The sequence below is a fragment of the Pseudomonas sp. Marseille-P9899 genome, from assembly GCF_903166565.1.
In the GTDB taxonomy this organism is placed as follows: domain Bacteria; phylum Pseudomonadota; class Gammaproteobacteria; order Pseudomonadales; family Pseudomonadaceae; genus Aquipseudomonas; species Aquipseudomonas huaxiensis.
The window spans coordinates 220,791-236,795 of sequence record NZ_CAESCG010000006.1; the positions used below are offsets into that span (position 1 = coordinate 220,791).

Here is a 16,005-nt window from a genome sequence, read left to right on the forward strand (position 1 = left end):
AGCGGTTGATAGCGCGCAAAATTTTTTGAAATAGAGTGTTGACAGATATTCGTTTCAAGCGAATAATGCGCGCCACTTGGCTACATAGCTCAGTTGGTTAGAGCATAGCATTCATAATGCTGGGGTCCGGGGTTCAAGTCCCTGTGTAGCCACCATACCCCGCCCTGAAGTTGCGAAAGCAATTTTGAGGCAAACAAAAAAGCCCGCCTTGCGCGGGCTTTTTTGTGCCTGTAATTCGGGCAAAACCAAAAGGGCCTCATCGCTGATGAGGCCCTTTTGGTACAGCAAAGACAAATCAGACCAGCGACTTATCCCCGCGCAACTCCCGCGCCGCCGCCACCATGTTCACCAGCGCTGCCTCGGTCTCTGGCCAGCCCCGCGTCTTCAGCCCGCAGTCCGGGTTGACCCACAGCCGCTGCGCCGGAATCCGCTTCGCCGCCTTGCGCAGCAGTTTGACGATCTCTTCCTTGGCCGGCACGCGCGGCGAATGGATGTCGTAGACGCCCGGGCCGATCTCGTTCGGGTAGTCGAACTTCTCGAAGGCTTCCAGCAATTCCATGTCCGAACGCGAGGTCTCGATGGTGATGACATCGGCGTCCATCGCGGCGATCGATTCGATCACATCGTTGAACTCGCTGTAGCACATGTGGGTGTGGATCTGGGTTTCGTCACGCACACCGGAGGCGCACAGGCGGAAGGCTTCGGTCGCCCACTCAAGGTAGTGCCCCCACGCGCTCTGGCGCAGCGGCAGGCCTTCGCGGAAGGCAGCTTCGTCGATCTGCACGATCTTGATGCCGGCGGCTTCCAGGTCCAGCACTTCGTCGCGGATCGCCAGCGCCAACTGCCGCGCCTGGACTTCCCGGCTCACGTCTTCCCGCGGGAACGACCACATCAGCATGGTCACCGGGCCGGTCAGCATGCCCTTCATCACTTTGTCGGTCAGGCCCTGAGCGTAGCGGATCCACTCGACGGTCATGGCTTTCGGCCGGCTCAAGTCACCGAAGATCACCGCCGGTTTCACGCAGCGCGAACCATAGCTCTGCACCCAGCCAAAGCGGGTGAAGACATAACCGTCGATCTGCTCGGCAAAGTACTCGACCATGTCGTTGCGCTCGGCCTCACCGTGCACCAGCACGTCGAGGCCCAGTTGTTCCTGGATCTGCACGGCGTGGCGGATCTCGCTCTGCATCGCTTCGACGTAATCGGACTCGGTCAGCTTGCCCTGCTTGAAGGACTGACGCGCCAGACGGATCGCCGAGGTCTGCGGGAAAGAGCCGATAGTGGTGGTCGGGAACGCGGGCAGATCGAGGCCGGCACGTTGCTTGGCGATGCGCTGCTCGAAGGCGGAAAGGCGCTGGCTGTCAGCCGGCTTGATCGCTGCCAGACGCGCCTGTACCGCCGGCTTGTGAATACGCGGCGAGGCGGCGCGGCTGGCCTGCACGGCGTGACTCTGTGCCAGGGCGGCGATCACATCAGCGGCTTCCGGCTCGTTGACGGCCTTGGTCAGCACGGCGACTTCCTGGCATTTCTGCACGGCGAAGGCCAGCCAGCTTTTCAGCTCGGCATCCAGCTTGTCTTCACGGTCAAGATCCACCGGGCTGTGCAGCAGCGAGCAGGACGGCGCGACCCAGAGGCGGTCACCCAAGCGGGCCGCGGCGTGACGCAGGACGTCCAGCGCTTTTTCCAGGTCGCAGCGCCAAACGTTGCGGCCGTTGACCACGCCCAGGGACAGCACTTTGTAGGCCGGCAGACGGTCGAGGATGGTCGGGTACTGCTCCGGCGCGCGGACCAGGTCGATGTGCAAACCCTCCACCGGCAGGTTGGCAGCCAGGCCGAGGTTGTCTTCCAGGCCGCCGAAGTAGGTGGCGATCATCTTCTTCAGCGGCGCCCGTTGCAGGATGTTGTAAACGCGCTCGTAGGCATTCTTCCAATCCTGTGGCAGATCGAGGACCAGAATCGGCTCATCGATCTGCACCCACTCCACGCCCTGTTCGGCCAGGCGATTGAAAATCTGGTCGTACAGCGGCAGCAGGCGATCGACCAGGTCGAGCTTGTCGAACTCGACGCCCTTGGTCTTGCCCAGCCACAGGTAAGTCAGCGGACCGATCACCACCGGCTTGACCGCATGGCCAAGGGCCTTGGCTTCTTCGACTTCGTCGAACAGTTGCTCCCAGCTCAGTTCGAACTGCTGGTCGCCGCTGAACTCAGGCACCAGGTAGTGGTAGTTGGTGTCGAACCACTTGGTCATTTCCTGGGCATGGGCGCCGCCGCAGCAGCCGCCACTGACGCCACGGGCCATGGCGAACAGGGTCTGCAGGGTCGGCTTGGCATCGCCATGGCTGCGGAAGCGCTCGGGGATCACGCCGAAGGTCAGCGAGTGGGTCAGCACCTGGTCGTACCAGGCGAAGTCGCCGACCGGCAGCAGCTCGATACCGGCGTCTTTCTGTGCCTGCCAATGGCTGGCGCGCAGATCGCGGCCAACGGCGCGCAGACCGGCTTCATCCAGTTCGCCTTTCCAGAAGGCTTCCTGTGCCTTTTTCAGTTCACGGTCGCGTCCGATGCGTGGAAAGCCCAGGTTATGTGCCAAAGCCATGTGTAGTTCCCTCACCCTAAAAATGAATGAGGGAATTGTCGGGACTCGCATTAAATGAGACAAACTCATTTTCTTAACGATGATCTAGAGATCTACTCATGTTCTGTTTTTCCGGGGATGTCTTTTTCAAATCAGTTTCGTACGGTCTCGGGCATGGGCTCGCCGCCAACATGGCCCAGAATGGCCGCACGGTCAGCCCGCGCGGGTAACGAGAAATCATGAATGTGTTGAAACAGGCGCTACGGCAAAAGCAGTTCGTGTGCGTCATGGAGTTCGTGCCCAAGCCGCAGCGTTTTGCCGCGTTCGAACAGGTGATGGCGCGTAGCGAGTTCCGCGGCTGGCCGATGATCGCGGCCATCGGCGATCGCGTGGGCAGCGCCTTCGACCTGTCGCCCGAAGAAGCCTTCACCACCCTCACCCGGCCCGTCCCCGCGCTGCTGCACTTCTCCGGCAAGAACCGCGAGCGCCAGGACCTGCTGGCGCAACTGGAACGGATGGACGCCCTCGGCCTCGACCAGTTGCTGATGCTCACCGGCGACCGCCTGCCGGGCCACGAACCCGGCCAGCAGCCGGTGCGTTACCTGGAATCGGTACCGGCGTTGCAGATCGTTCGCCAGGCGCGGCCGGACTGGCTGCTCGGCGCCGCCCTGAACCCGTTCAAGTACCGCGAGGAAGAAGGCGGCGCGCAGTATTTCAAGGCCGAAAAGAAGCTGGCCGCAGGCGCGGACTTCATGACCCTGCAACTGGGTTTCGACATGGACAAGTTCCGCGAAGCCTTCGACTGGATGAGCCGACAACCCTCACCGAAACCGCTGCTGGCCTGCATCATGAGCCTCACCCGCGGGCGGGCGAGCATGCTCGAACAGGTCGCCGGGGTCACCGTTTCGCCATCGATGCACGCGCTGATGGCGGCGGAAGAAGCCGTCTCGAAAGACCATGCCCAGGCCCGCAGCGTCGAGCGGCTGGCGCTGCAGATCATCGGGCTGCGATTGATCGGCTATGCGGGTATCCACCTCTCCGGCATCCATGAAGAGCGGCAGTTGCAGGCGCTGGAACAGGCGCTCGATCACTGGGAAGCGAAGGTCCACACTTCGGAGCAATGGGCGCAGGCCTGGGCCGCCAGTTGGCAAATGCCGGGCGTACCGCCTGTGACGTTCCATCCGCCAAACATGGACTGGCGCGCGGGCGAATCGCGGGTCAGCGCCTCGCCCACGGAAAAGCTTCGCTATCACTTGCTGTCCGGTTTTCACGCGCAACTGTTCAGCCGCACCACCCTGCTGAGCCGCGCCTTCGGCTGGGCGGTGCAGCGACCGCTGTGGTCAACAGCCACGGGAGCACGCTGGCTGCACCGCATCGAACGCAGCCTGAAAAGGCCCTTGGTGGGATGCGACACCTGCGGCCGCTGCCGCCTTGAAGACACCCTCTACACCTGCCCGGAAACCTGCCCGAAAGGCCTGGCCAATGGGCCCTGCGGCGGCACCCAACTGAACCGTTGCGAGTTTGGCGACCGGGAGTGCATTCACAGCATCAAGTATCGCATCGCCAAAGCCGTCGGGCAGACGGCGGTATTGAGCGAGCGGCTGATTCCCTGCGTGGAAGTGGGTGGCCGGCATCAGAGTTCGTGGCCGCAGTGGTTCGAGGTGCAGACTCCGCCAGTGCCTTCTCGGGAATCTGTGACGACAATGGCGCCGTGATCAGGGTGGTCAGCCAGCAGGTTCTAATGACCAGAAACCTAGTCAAAGAGTCGATAAAAACGGCTTTCTGACTAGGTTTCTGATCATTAGAAAATGCTTCGTTAGACGAGCGCCACAACACCCAACAACGGCCACCCCGCAACAGCCAACCACACCGCCGTCCGCGCCCGATACGGCAACAACAGCACCAGCGCCAGGCCTGCCAACGAAATCAGCCCGAACCAGCCAATCGGTCCCATTGCCCAGCCCCAGGCCGCGACACTCGCGGCGAAGCTGGCCAACAGCGCCAGCCAGCCGCCAACCCGCAGCACACGGCGCAGCATCAGCGAAGGAACGCGCTGCCAGACCTGCTTGAAGTGCCGCTCCAGCCCCAGGCACAAACCCAACATGCCGCTATAGGCCAGCAACCCGCCTGTGGATAACGCGATGCTCATCTCAATTCACCTCCAGGCTGGCGCTCGCGGCGCGTCGAGCGGGGCGTTCCTTGGGCGGCTGGCCGAGTTTCCAGCAGCACCCGCCGAGCAAGGCACCGATCAGTACGGTGGTGATTTCCAGGAGGATGAAGTCGCCACGGTTGACGGTGTGGAAGTTCAGCAACGGCAGGGTCAGGCACAGCAGCGCCGCCAGGCCGAGTTGTTCCTGCCAGGCACGCAGCCATGGCCGGACGATGGCGTGGCCGAGGGTCGCCAGCCAGATCAGGAAGAACACCCGCACCTCCCAGCCGCCGCGCTGCGCCAGTTCCACCGGCAGCAGGCGGTTGGCCCAGAGCAGGCCGATGCAGGCCAGCGACAGGCCGGCCACCACGGCGACGTTGAGTCGCTCGGCAACGTGATAGAGCAGCGCGCCGAGGGCGCCTTCGCTGTCGTGTCGGCGGCGGCGCTTGACGGTGAACAGCACCAGTCCGGTGGCGATCATCGCGCAGCTCGCCAGGCCGCAAAGGAAGTACAGCCAGCGCATCGGGTAACCGCCGAACTGGGCGAAGTGCATGCCGGACATCACGCGCTGGGTCAGCAGACTCGGGCGGCTCTCGGCGGGCGGGCGCAGCACTTTGCCGCTGACGCCGTCGAAGACCATGCTCTGGCCCTTGGTCAGCTCGATACGGTTGCCGAGGATCGGCCGCACTTCAATGCGCGCATCGCTACGGCCGGGGTTCTGGATCGACAACCCGGACAACGGGCCCATGGCTTTTTCCGCCTCGGCGAGCAGCGGCGCCAAGGGGGTCAGTGACGCCGCTTCACCACGGGCCCTGCCCGCCTCGCCACCGCGTCCGCCACCCGCATGTTCGCCACGCGGCTGCTCCTGCTGAGCAGCGTTTGGTGGTGCCGCATGTTGCGCGGCCGGCATGCCGCGCAGGGCCCGGTTCAACGCATCGCGATCGCCATCGAACAGCGCGTCGGACGCCGCCGGCATATAGATCAGGTAGAAAATCACCAGCCCGGTGTAGGTGATCATCAGGTGGAAGGGCAACACCAGCACCGCCGTGGCGTTGTGCGCGTCGAGCCAGGAGCGCTGGCCCTTGGCCGGGCGGAAGGTGAAGAACTCCTTGAAGAATTTCTTGTGGATAACGATGCCGCTGATCAGCGCCGCAAGCATCGCCATGGCCGCCAGCCCGACCACCCAGATGCCGATGTTGCGCGGCAGGTTGAGGGTGAAGTGGAAGCGGAAGAAGAAGCCGCCGCCCGCGGTTTCGCGCACATCCAGCGGCTCGCCGGTGTGCGGATCAAGCGCGGTGCCGCCGCCACGACGCTGCTCGCCGGCGGAAACGGTGAGGTTCGGCGAACGCTCGCCGGGCAGGCCGATATTCCAGGCGCTGGCGCCGGGGTGATTGCTTTGCAGGTAATCCAGTCCGCGCTGTACGGCCTCGTCCTGGCTCAGGTTGTGGGCCGGGATTTCCGGGCGCATCCAGCCGTCGATTTCCTTGTCGAACACCGCGAGGGTGCCGGTCAGGAAAATCGCGAACAGGACCCAGCCAAAGATCAGCCCGCTCCAGGTGTGCATCCACGAGAGCGATTGGGTGATGGTCTTCGGTTTCATCCCAGGGCCTCCATCAGTTGCGGCCAGAAACCGATCACCGCCAACGGCACTGCCAGCGCCAGCCCGGCCCAGGCGCGGGCAGCGCTGCGGCAGGCGAAGGCCCAGAGGATGACGCCGGTGTAGACGGCGAAGGACAGCAGGCTGGCGCTGATCAGGGCGTCGACCTTGTCCAGCGGCAACAGCCGGGCCAGGGCGGCGGTGAAGGCATAGGTGAAGGCGTAACCGCCCAGAATCGCGGCGACGATGCGGGAGAGCATGGGCCAGGAGAAGGTTGTTGTTTTCATGGGGGGCTCATGTTTCCCGCTGGCCTTGAAGGTCTCTGATCAGAAGCTGGTCGTCACCGACGCATAGAACGCACGACCCGGTTCGTTGTACGTGCTCGCACCCGAGCTGGTGCCGGCGCCTTCGCGGTACACGCGCTTGTCGAACAGGTTGTTGATGCCGGCACCGAACGACAGGTTCTTGTTCACTTCATACGTGCCGCCAACCCCCCAGACATGGTACGGATCGAGGGTCTTCAGCTCGTTCTGCGCGGTGACGTCGACGTCGCGGGTCGGGTTGAAGCGGCGCGGCTCCTGCTTGCCGTAGTAGGTGCCGGTCAGGCTCAGCGCCAGGGCCTGGGTCACCTGCCAGTCGAGCATGGTGTTGACGGTGTATTCCGGCACCACCGACAGCGGGTTGCCGTCGCTGTCTTCGTTGGAATCCATGTAGGTGAAGTTGCTGTTCCAGCTCAGGATCTCGCCGGCCTCGCCCAGCAGCGGCACGCCGATGTTGCCTTCCCAGCCCTTGACCACGGCGTCCTTGGCGTTGTCCCAGCGCAGGATCGCTTCGTTGGCCGAGGTGCGCCCGGCGAGGTCGTTTGACGAGACGATCTTGTTCTCGTAATCGTTGCGGAAGTAGGTCAGGCCGGCGCTCCAGCCATCGCGGGCAAAGCTGATGCCCAGCTCTTTGTTGATGCTGATTTCCGGGTCGAGGTTGGCGTTGCCCAGCACGTAGCAGCCCGTCGAACTCAGGCTCGGCGCACAGCCGTTGCCGTTGCTGCGGTACAGGTAGTTGGGGTTGGACTGGTACAGGTTCGGCGCCTTGAAGGCCCGGGCGACACCGCCCTTGAGGGTGATGTCGTCGGTGAGCTTGTACGAGGTGTTCAGGCTCGGGCTCCAGTTGGCGCCGAACTGATCGTGGTGGTCCAGGCGCAGGCCCGGCGTCAGGTACCAGTTGGGCGTCAGCTCGATGTTGTCTTCGGCATACACCGCCATGATGGTGGAATCCATGTCGGTAGCCCGCGCGCCCGCAGCGGAGTTCGGCAAGGTGGTGCCGATGGCGCGGTCCATGGTGCTCGGGTCATCCAGTTCCTGATAATTCCACTCGGCGCCGAGGGTCAGGGTCTGTGCCACCAGCACTTGCAGCGGGATGTCCAGTTGGCCCTGGACCAGGTAGCTGTCGTAGGTGCTCAGGGACTTGTCGTTGCCGCTGATATCGCCGTCGACCGAGCCGGTCTGGCCTTCCAGCAGCCGGTCGTTGCGGGTCTTCTCGTACTGCGCGAGCAGACGCGAGGTGCCGAATTCCCAGTCGCCACGGTGGGTGACGGAGAAGTTCTGCCGGTACATCGTGTTGGTTTCGCGACCGAGCCACTGGTTGACGGTGCTGCCCGGGGTCAGCGAATCAGTGCCGCCGGTGCCGACGTCGCCGGTGTAGATGTTGCCCTGGCGGCTGAAGCCGGTTTCGAAATCGATGGTCTGCTGGTTGTCCAGCGCCCAGCTCAGCAGCGCGTTGACGTCCTTGTTGCGCACGCCTTCGCGGCCTGCGGCGAGGGACGCGCCGGAAGCGGTGTCGGTGTGAGCCTGGTTGATGTCGGCGTCGTCGGCATCGGTCTTGTTCAGGTTGCCGTAGACACGGAAGGTCAGCGAGTCGGTCAGCGGGCCGGCGAGGCTGAAGGTGGTGCGCTTGGTCACGCCTTCGGCATCGTCTTCGGGCAGGTTGGTGAAGGCCGAGATGCTGCCGGTCAGGGCCTGGGTCGGGCGTTTGGTGATGATGTTGACCACGCCGCCCATGGAGCCAGAACCGTAGCGCGCCGCGGCCGGGCCGCGCAGGACTTCAATGCTCTCGACTTCGTTGGCCGGCACCCAGTTGCTGTCGCCACGGGTGTCGCGCTCGCCGGAGCGGGTGTAGCGCACCGAGTTGCGCGAGGTGACCGGCTTGCCGTCGATCAGGATCAGGGTGTTTTCCGGGCCCATGCCGCGCAGGTCGATCTGCCGGTTGTTGCCACGGGTGCCGCTGGCGCTGTTGCCGGTGAGATTGACGCCAGGCATCTTGCGGACGATCTCGGACAGGTCGTTGACCGGCGGACGCTTCTTGATGTCTTCAGCGGTAATCAGAGAGACGCCGGGCGCCTGCTTCAGCTCTTCCGCGGCGGTGGCCACCACGTGGGTGTCGCCCAGCTCCAGCGTCTCTGCGGTCTGCGCGTCGGTGGCGGCCAGCAGGGTCGAAGGGGATGCGGCCAACAGGGCCAGGCAGAGGGTGTTGAGCTTGAATCGGGGTTGCATCGACGACGCTCCTTTCGCAATGAGGGCATGCAGAAAAGGAGCGAGAGGAATGGAAAAACGGCGACATCCGACTCGCCCCAGGTCTGCCTGGGACGAGCGCGAATGCTATAGATTCGTAAATGAGAGTAAATCTTTTTTACATTTCATACACTTCTCAGCCTGAGGTTGACGCGCAGCCCTGGCGTGCGGTTTTGCGCCCAGACTTCACCGCCCTGCAACTGCACCACACTGCGCGCGATCGACAGTCCCAGGCCGAAACCATCGCCGCCCGGACGCGCGGCGTTGAGCCGGGTGAAAGGCTGGAAAATGCTTTCCAGCTTGGCCGGCGCCACACCCGGGCCCTGGTCTTCGATCCACAGGTGCCAGTCATCGCCATCGCTGTTGCCGCCCAGGCGCACGATCCCGCCTGGCGGCGAATGGCGCACCGCATTGCGCAGGATGTTTTCCATCGCCTGGGCCAGGCTGTTGAGGTTGCCGAGCACGGTACAGCCGGCGGGCAGATCGTTGTGCAACTGCTCGGCGGGCCAGCCGCTTTCGTAGCAGACGTCTTCGCACAGCACCTCCCACAAGCGCCCGATATCCACCGGTTCCAGCGGCAGCAGCGGGCGTTCGGTGTCGAGCCAGACCAACTCCAGGGTGTCGTTGATCAGCCGCTCCATGCTCTGCACTTCCCGCTCCAGACGCTGACGCAGCGCGGCGGTGTCCTGCTCGCGCTCGCCGGTGACGCGCAGGCGGCTCAAGGGTGTGCGCAGTTCGTGGGACAGGTCGCGGAGCAACTGGCGCTGGAAGCCGACGGTGTTTTCCAGACGCCCGGCCATGTGGTCGAAGGCCCGCGCCAGCTCGCCCAATTCATCACGCCGGCGCGTGAGTTGCGTGCCGACCCGGGCCGAGAGATTGCCGGCACTCAGGGCGTTGGCCTGGCGTCGCAGAATCACCATCGGCGCGATCACCGTGCGGTACAGCAACACGCCCAGCCCCAGCGCCAGGCAGGCCGGCAGCAGCCGCTCCAGCAACAGTCGCCACAGGTGGTTGTACTTGCGCGGGTCCAGCCGCGGCGGCAGGTCCATCACCAGCCGGGCTTCGCTGTCGCTGAACGGGATGTAGAAGGTCGGCGTGCCACCGGGCCGGCCCACCGACCAGTCCAGCGGCCGCATGAAGTTGAGTTTCTTGCGTTCGCGCCCGCGCAGCGGGCGCGACGACAGCGACAGGTCATGCTGCCCGACCACCGCCGCCCAGACGCCTTCTCGCTCCCTCAACGACGCCAGAAACGCATCCACACCGGGCGTGCCGTTTTCGGTCCAGGCGCTCTCCGCCTCGTGGGCGTAGTCGGCGAGAATCTGCCGGGTCGGCTCGGGCAATGTGGCGGTCGAGGTCTCGATGCGCTGAGTGACATCCACATGCAGGCTGATGATCAACAGGCTCAACAGGACGATGCCGCCCACCAGTTTCCAGAACAGCGAATGGCGGTTGGGCAACGTCATGGCGTCACACGTTTGAGCACATAACCGGCGCCGCGCACCGTCTCCACCCGGCCGGCGCTGTAGCCGATGGACTGCAATTTGCGGCGGATATGGCTGACGTGCATGTCCAAGCTGCGATCGTGGATCGAATAGGCCCGGTGCAGCGCCTGCTGGTAAAGGAAGGTCTTGCTCAGCACCTCGTTGGGCGAGTGCAGCAGGGTTTCGAGGATGCGGTATTCGGTGCTGGTGAGGTCCGCCCAGACCCCGTTGTTGCAGACATCGCTGCGCAGCGGATCGAAGGTCAGGTCAAGCGCCTGGCCCAACGCCTCATGGCCGCTGTGGTCCGCCCGCTCGTAGGCCACGCGACGCAGGATCGCGTCGATGCGCACATCCATCTCGCCCATGCTGAACGGCTTGGGCAGGTAGTCGTCGGCGCCCTGGCTGAACCCGACGATACGGTCCTGCTCGGCCCCCAGCGCCGACATCAGGATCACCGGCACGCGCTGGCGGCGGCGCAATTCGGCGAGCATCTCCAGGCCATTGCTGTCTGGCAACAGGATATCCAGCAGCACCAAGTCATAGGCGCCGTCGCGCACCAGCTCGACCACATCACTGGCGTCATGCCGCACCGTCACGGCAAACCCGCGCTGGCCCAGGTGACTGTCGATATGGGCGGACAACACCGGGTCGTCCTCGATGGCGAGGATACGGATCGGAGCGCGTGGGGAAGCAGCGGGCTGCATGGGGGCACCTTGCAAATGAGAATGTTTCTTTGTCGCGTATTCTGACTAAAGAAGGGGAAGATGCCCACAGGGTGATGTCTATTTTTTATTCGCTGATCCAGAACCAATCAAAAATGGCTCCCCCCTCAATGCATGAGGGGGGATAACCCTACCGCTTCAAAACTCCCACTTCGTCGTCACCATCACATTCCGCGGCTCCCCATAACTCCCGCTATAGAAGTTCTCATCCAGCGAACTCACGTACTTCTTGTCGAACAGGTTGTTGACCGTCGCGGTCGCCGACCATTGGGAGGTGAGCTGGTAGCGGGCCATCAGGCCGACCGTGGCGTAGTCGTCCTGCTTGTAGGTCGACGGCGACGGCAACATCCAGCTTTCGGAGGTGAAGTGGATGCTGCTCTGCCAGTTCACACCGCCGCCGACCGTCAGGCGCTCCAGCGCGCCGGGCAGGCGGTAGGTGGTCCAGAGCTTGAAGATGTCCGTCGGGATGATGGTCTTGATCCGCTCGCCTTCGCTGTCCTTGACCCGCGAGTGGCTGTAGCTGGCATCGACGTTCCAGCCCGGAAGGATCTCGCCGCTGACTTCCATTTCGAAACCACGGGTGGTGGTTTTCTTCGCGGCGTAGGCGGTGTCGTAGTCGGTGCCGATGATGATGCCGTCAGCCACGTTGTCGTTTTCCAGCTTCACCTCGAACAGCGCGATGGCGGTGTTCAGGCGACCGTCGAAGTACTCGCCCTTGAGGCCGATTTCGTAGTTGTCGCCTTCGCGCGGGTCGAGCAGTTTGCCGCTCTGGTCCTTGTAGGTTTGTGGCTTGAAGATGCTGGTGTAGCTGGCGTACAGCGAGTGGTTGTCGTCGAGGTCGTAGACGACGCCGGCATAGGGCGTGACCTCGCCGCTGACCCGCACCGAATCGTCGGTGTTCAGGTAGACCATCGACGGCACGTTGTAGTGGTAGCTGGCGCCATATTTGTAGTTGCTCACCCGGGCACCGAGCACCAGCGACAGGTCGTCGGTGGGCTTGAGGCGGGTCGCCAGGTAGGCGCCGTTCTGCCGCTGCTGCAGGTTGTCGTCTTCGCGGTTGATGCTGTAGGTCGGGCGCGGGCCGTAGTTGTCCCAGGTGCGGATATTCACCGGCAGGCCACTGACGAGGTTGTTGCTGCCGCCGGACGCGGTGGGATGGCCGAAGCCGTTGCGGCGGTTTTCGTAGTCCTGGTAGTTGAAGCCCATGACCAGTTCATGCTCGCGGCCGAAGGCCTGGAACGGGCCGGAGAGCATCAGGTCGAGGCCTTTTTGCTTCTGCCAGTTTTCGCCTTTGGTGGCGGTGTATTTCAGGCCGCTGCCGGTGGCCGGATCGACGAAACCGGTAGACGTGCCGGCGATCACCGAATCGTAATCACGGGTGCCGTAGAGGTAGCTGGTGGACAGTTTCAGGGTCCAGTCATTGGCCAGCTTCTGCTCGATGGAGGCGAAGCTGTTGATGATTTCCTGATGGTTGCTGCTGTCGCGGCTGGCCGGGTTGTCGGAGCGCGAGGTGCGCAGCTTGTTGCCGTAGCGGTCGAGCAGCGGCAGCCCGGTGGTGGAGAACCCGCGCGGGTCGCTGTCCAGATAGTCCACGCCGACGGTGAGCAGGGTGCTGTCGCTCAGATCGAATTCGGTGATCCCGTAGAGGATGGTTTTTTCCTGCTGCAGGTGGTCGGTGAAGCTGTTGCCCTGTTGATACGCCGCCACTGCCCGGCCACGCACGTTACCGCTGTCGGTCAGCGGACCGGAGACGTCCACTTCCGTGCGGTACAGGTCCCAGGAGCCGAGGCCGGCGCTGACGTAGCCCTTGAAGGTGTCGGTGGGGCGCTTGCGCACCAGGTTGACGGTGCCGGATGGGTCGCCCGCGCCAGAGAGCAGGCCGGTGGCGCCGCGCACCACTTCGACCCGGTCGTAAATCGCCATGTCCGCCAGCGCATGGGGCAGCGCCTGGCTGAAGGCGAAGGAGGTGGTGGGCATGCCGTCGAACTGATAGTTGTCGATGGCCAGACCACGGGAGAACACGTAGAGCCGGTCGCTGCCCGGGCTCTGCACATTGAGCCCCGGCGCCTGTTCCAGCACCTGGCCGATGCTGCGCAGGTTCTGGTCATCGATGCGCTGGCGGGTCAGCACGCTCACCGACTGCGGGGTTTCGCGCAGGCTCATGTTCAATTTGGTGGCGGTGTTTGTCGCACCGGTGGTGTAGGAACCCGTGCCTTCGGTGGTGCTCCCCAGCCCCACACCCGTGACACTGGTCGCGCCCAGTTCCAGCGCGCCGTTGACCTGCGGAACGTCGATCAACACATAGCCGTCCGGACTGGACTGGGCTTGCAGGCCCTGACCGCGCAGCAGTGTGGCGAAGCCTTCCGGCACGCCATAGCTGCCTTGCAGACCGGTGCTGCGCTTGCGCGCCACCTGCTCGGCATTGAAGGAAATCGCCACGCCGGATTCGCGGGCATAACGGCTCAGCACATCACCCAGCGCGCCGGCCGGGATGTCGTAGCGCTGCACTTGTTGCTGGGCCTGAGCCGGCAAGGTCGCGAACAAAGGGGCGCCGACGATGGCGAAGTGGATGGCCAGCGCCAGGGCACTGCTGGCGTTGCGGGGGCGTAGCGATACAGACATCTTGCGTAGTCCTCGTTAGGTGTTGGCTAGTACAAGGACGCACGGCAAACGATTAGTGGAAAAAGGTTTGAGAACTATTTCTGTTCGAGACGCACCCGGGTCAGCCACGGGGTGTAGTGCTCGACCTGGATCGGCAGGCTGCGCGCCAGCAAGCGCAACGCGCGCTCGCTGTCGTCGGCGGGCAGCACCGCGGACACTTTCAGGCCGGCCAGGGCCTTCGCGTCATAGCTCAGGTAACCGCCGTGATTACGGGCCAGACGCTCCAGCACCTGGTTCAGCGGCTGCTCGCGAATCACCAGTTGATGAGCGCTCCACGCCTGCTCCAGCCCGACACCGTCCACCGGTTGCGCCGGCTGGATGCCATGCCCGTCGAACTGCACCTGTTGGCCGGCCGGCACGGTGACGCTGTCGCCGGCGCTCTTCACTTCGGTGCTGGATTCGATCATCGCCAACCGCGTGGAATCACCCAGGCGCTCCACCACAAAGCGCGTGCCCAGGGCACGCACGCTGCCGTGTTCGGTGACAACGAGGAAGGGCCGGCTGGCATCCTTGGCCACATCGACGAGGATTTCGCCGCTGACCAGGCGCAGGGTGCGGGTCTGCCCATCGAATTGCAGGTCCACCGCCGAACGGCCATCGAGCTGGATGCGGCTGCCGTCGGGCAGTTGCTGGCTGCTCCATTGGCCGACGCCCGTGCGGATATCGGCCAACAGATAGGCCGGCGGAAATTGCTGCAGCGCCAGCCCGGCGGGGATCGCCAGCAGCGCCGCGACAGCCAGCGCCTTGAGGCTGCGCCGCGCCCGTGAACGCGGAACCACGGTGCCCAGCGCCGCGCGCACCGGCGCGCTCGGCAGGTCATGCAGTGGCGCGAGACTACCTTGTAGCGCTTGAACGGCCTGGAGATGGGTGGGATCGGCAGTCAACCAGACGCGGAAGGCTTCCCGCGCCTCGGCATCCGGCTCGTCGTCCATGCGCACCAGCCATTTGGCCGCCTGACGCAGCACCGCTGCCGGGAGCTTCACAGCACACCGCCGGCGGCGTGGCATTGCAGCAGTGCCTGAACCAGATCGTTCTGCACGGTCTTGGTCGAGACGTTCAATTGCTCGGCGATCTGCGCATGGCTCAAGCCATCCAGATGGCGCAGGACGAACACCTGGCGCATGCGCGGCGACATGTTTTCCAGCGCCCGGGCGATATGTTCCAGGGCCTGCACCGCAGCCATCACCTGTTCCGCAGACGGTGCCTGCTCCATGAATTCGGCATGCCGCGCCAGCTCATCGCGGTAAGCCTGTTCGAGCTTGTGCCGGCGACTGCGGTCCACCAACAGGCGCCGCGCCACGGTGGCGAGAAACGCCCGCGGTTCACGCGGCGTGACATAGGCGCCAGCGCCCAGCAGACGGATGAAGGTGTCCTGGGCCATGTCCGCAGCATTGTGCGGACAATCCAGGCGCCGCCGAAGCCAGCTCAGCAGCCAGCCGTGATAGCCCTTGTACAACGCATCGAGACTGTCTGCTGGCGGAGTGGCTTTCATGGGGCACAGGACTAAATGGGAATGATTCTATCTTACGGCGCTGACACAGAAAGTTGCAATCCGCTCAACGCACACTGGCGAACAGCACCGTCACGCCGAGCCCGAGCAGCGCCATGCCGATTACCCGGTCCACAAGCAGTTGACGCTCGATCATCACCCGGCGCAGCGGCGCACTGGAAAAGCCCAGCGCCACCAGGCTGAACCACAACCAGTGGGCCACGGACATGAACAGGCCGTAGCCGAATTGCTGCGCCAGCGAACTGCCCGGCCCGACCACCTGGGTGTAGGCGCTGACCACGAACAGCAGCGTTTTGGGATTGAGCGCGTTGGTGAGAAAACCCGCGACGAAGGTGCCTCTGGCTGCGGGCGCTTCGCCATCCAGTGACAGGCGGCGGGTGTTGGCCAGCGAGCTGTAGCCGAGGTAGATCAAGTAGCCGGCGCCGAGCACTTTCATCAACAGGAATAGCGTCGGCGAATGTTGCACCAGCACGGACACCCCGAGCACGGTGTACAGCACATGCACCTGCACGCCACAGGCGATGCCGAGCGCGGCGAGCAGGCCGCTGCGCCGGCCGAAGGCGTAGCTGGCGCGGGTGACCATGGCGAAATCCGGCCCGGGGCTGATGACCGCCAATACGGTGAACAGGGCAACGGCGATGAGTTCGTTCACAACAGGTTTCCTTTCTGGATAGGCGAGTAAATAGCGCAGATCGACTGCGCGAGCCGACATTATCGAAAGCCTGCCCATTGCTTAAAAAGCGATTTAT

Annotated in this window: 12 protein-coding genes and 1 tRNA gene; 2 read left to right on the forward strand and 11 right to left on the reverse strand. The window is 64.0% G+C overall.

Features of this window, described 5'->3' with window-relative positions; genetic code table 11:
* The first annotated feature begins 78 nt into the window (after positions 1-78).
* Positions 79-155 (forward strand) — tRNA-Met (locus HWV67_RS25360).
* Positions 156-295: 140 nt separating this feature from the next.
* Here the strand turns inward: HWV67_RS25360 and metE are convergent.
* A complete protein-coding gene (metE, locus tag HWV67_RS25365) occupies positions 296-2,593 on the reverse strand; it encodes a 5-methyltetrahydropteroyltriglutamate--homocysteine S-methyltransferase (RefSeq protein ID WP_175653255.1) in 2,298 nt (765 codons plus the stop codon).
* Between the two features lie 218 nt (positions 2,594-2,811).
* On the opposite strand from metE, the gene HWV67_RS25370 reads away from it, so the two are divergent.
* Positions 2,812-4,287 (forward strand): methylenetetrahydrofolate reductase C-terminal domain-containing protein, encoded by a 1,476-nt coding sequence (locus tag HWV67_RS25370; protein ID WP_175653256.1) that lies wholly within the window; start codon positions 2,812-2,814, stop codon positions 4,285-4,287.
* Between the two features lie 101 nt (positions 4,288-4,388).
* On the opposite strand, the gene HWV67_RS25375 is transcribed toward HWV67_RS25370, so the two are convergent.
* The 10 genes from HWV67_RS25375 to HWV67_RS25420 all read right to left on the reverse strand — a co-directional run bounded on the left by HWV67_RS25375 (position 4,389) and on the right by HWV67_RS25420 (position 15,908).
* Entirely contained in the window at positions 4,389-4,721 is a 333-nt protein-coding gene (locus HWV67_RS25375; protein WP_175653257.1) for a DUF3325 domain-containing protein, read from the reverse strand.
* 1 nt (position 4,722) lies between these two features.
* On the reverse strand, positions 4,723-6,321 hold the full coding sequence (locus HWV67_RS25380; protein WP_175653258.1) for a PepSY-associated TM helix domain-containing protein: 1,599 nt from the start codon (positions 6,319-6,321) through the stop codon (positions 4,723-4,725).
* Positions 6,318-6,605, reverse strand: coding sequence for a DUF3649 domain-containing protein (locus tag HWV67_RS25385; protein WP_175653259.1), 288 nt, complete (start codon positions 6,603-6,605; stop codon positions 6,318-6,320). The genes HWV67_RS25380 and HWV67_RS25385 overlap by 4 nt, the downstream gene beginning before the upstream one ends.
* Before the next feature lie 39 nt (positions 6,606-6,644).
* Positions 6,645-8,864, reverse strand: coding sequence for a TonB-dependent siderophore receptor (locus HWV67_RS25390; RefSeq protein WP_175653260.1), 2,220 nt, complete (start codon positions 8,862-8,864; stop codon positions 6,645-6,647).
* A 143-nt stretch (positions 8,865-9,007) separates the two neighbouring features.
* Positions 9,008-10,345, reverse strand: coding sequence for a sensor histidine kinase (locus HWV67_RS25395; RefSeq protein WP_175653261.1), 1,338 nt, complete (start codon positions 10,343-10,345; stop codon positions 9,008-9,010).
* The gene (locus HWV67_RS25400) at positions 10,342-11,067 is read right to left on the reverse strand and encodes a response regulator transcription factor (RefSeq protein WP_110970952.1); all 726 of its coding nucleotides are present in this window, start codon (positions 11,065-11,067) and stop codon (positions 10,342-10,344) included. Before HWV67_RS25400 ends, HWV67_RS25395 begins: the two co-directional genes overlap by 4 nt.
* Positions 11,068-11,223: 156 nt before the next feature.
* Entirely contained in the window at positions 11,224-13,707 is a 2,484-nt protein-coding gene (locus HWV67_RS25405) for a TonB-dependent siderophore receptor (RefSeq protein ID WP_175653262.1), read from the reverse strand.
* Between the two features lie 74 nt (positions 13,708-13,781).
* Positions 13,782-14,729 (reverse strand): FecR family protein, encoded by a 948-nt coding sequence (locus HWV67_RS25410; protein ID WP_256680203.1) that lies wholly within the window; start codon positions 14,727-14,729, stop codon positions 13,782-13,784.
* Positions 14,726-15,238 (reverse strand): sigma-70 family RNA polymerase sigma factor, encoded by a 513-nt coding sequence (locus HWV67_RS25415; protein WP_095158697.1) that lies wholly within the window; start codon positions 15,236-15,238, stop codon positions 14,726-14,728. Before HWV67_RS25415 ends, HWV67_RS25410 begins: the two co-directional genes overlap by 4 nt.
* 64 nt (positions 15,239-15,302) lie before the next feature.
* Complete coding sequence (locus tag HWV67_RS25420; protein ID WP_175653264.1) at positions 15,303-15,908, reverse strand: LysE family translocator; 606 nt, start codon at positions 15,906-15,908, stop codon at positions 15,303-15,305.
* Between the last annotated feature and the right edge of the window lie 97 nt (positions 15,909-16,005).

Bases quoted from the DNA above. Each gene is read 5' to 3' on its own strand.
- metE (WP_175653255.1), bottom strand. From the start codon at position 2,593: ATGGCTTTGGCACATAACCTGGGCTTTCCACGCATCGGACGCGACCGT.
- HWV67_RS25370 (WP_175653256.1), top strand. From the start codon at position 2,812: ATGAATGTGTTGAAACAGGCGCTACGGCAAAAGCAGTTCGTGTGCGTC.
- HWV67_RS25375 (WP_175653257.1), bottom strand. From the start codon at position 4,721: ATGAGCATCGCGTTATCCACAGGCGGGTTGCTGGCCTATAGCGGCATG.
- HWV67_RS25380 (WP_175653258.1), bottom strand. From the start codon at position 6,321: ATGAAACCGAAGACCATCACCCAATCGCTCTCGTGGATGCACACCTGG.
- HWV67_RS25385 (WP_175653259.1), bottom strand. From the start codon at position 6,605: ATGAAAACAACAACCTTCTCCTGGCCCATGCTCTCCCGCATCGTCGCC.
- HWV67_RS25390 (WP_175653260.1), bottom strand. From the start codon at position 8,864: ATGCAACCCCGATTCAAGCTCAACACCCTCTGCCTGGCCCTGTTGGCC.
- HWV67_RS25395 (WP_175653261.1), bottom strand. From the start codon at position 10,345: ATGACGTTGCCCAACCGCCATTCGCTGTTCTGGAAACTGGTGGGCGGC.
- HWV67_RS25400 (WP_110970952.1), bottom strand. From the start codon at position 11,067: ATGCAGCCCGCTGCTTCCCCACGCGCTCCGATCCGTATCCTCGCCATC.
- HWV67_RS25405 (WP_175653262.1), bottom strand. From the start codon at position 13,707: ATGTCTGTATCGCTACGCCCCCGCAACGCCAGCAGTGCCCTGGCGCTG.
- HWV67_RS25415 (WP_095158697.1), bottom strand. From the start codon at position 15,238: ATGAAAGCCACTCCGCCAGCAGACAGTCTCGATGCGTTGTACAAGGGC.